The 246-nt window shown below is 22.0% G+C and carries 1 protein-coding gene; it reads left to right on the top strand.

The features are described from left to right. Window positions 1-10: 10 nt before the first annotated feature. Window positions 11-246 (top strand): hypothetical protein (locus E6A48_RS11420; protein WP_219710436.1); only part of this gene is annotated, 236 nt, incomplete at its 3' end.

The raw sequence follows: 246 nt of genomic DNA, 5'->3' as shown, positions 1-246 counted from the left end.
GGATTTGTATATGTCAGGATTAACATTTTGGTTTGCATTTTTATTAGTGATAATGATTATATCTGCTTTTACTAGATATTTTATATTACCAAAAATAATTAGTAAAGATTCAAAAAAAATTAAAAAATATGTTGAAGAAGCATATAATGATTTAGATACATTTTACAATTCAGGTAATGAACACTCTAAAGAATTAATAAAAAATTCAATTATTGGTATGGCTAAAGAAGGAAATGATATAGCAAT

This window comes from Brachyspira pilosicoli, assembly GCF_019402445.1.
Classification (GTDB): domain Bacteria; phylum Spirochaetota; class Brachyspiria; order Brachyspirales; family Brachyspiraceae; genus Brachyspira; species Brachyspira pilosicoli_B.
The sequence above is the reverse complement of the archived record's forward strand: the minus strand, read 5'-3'. Positions and strand labels throughout refer to the sequence as shown.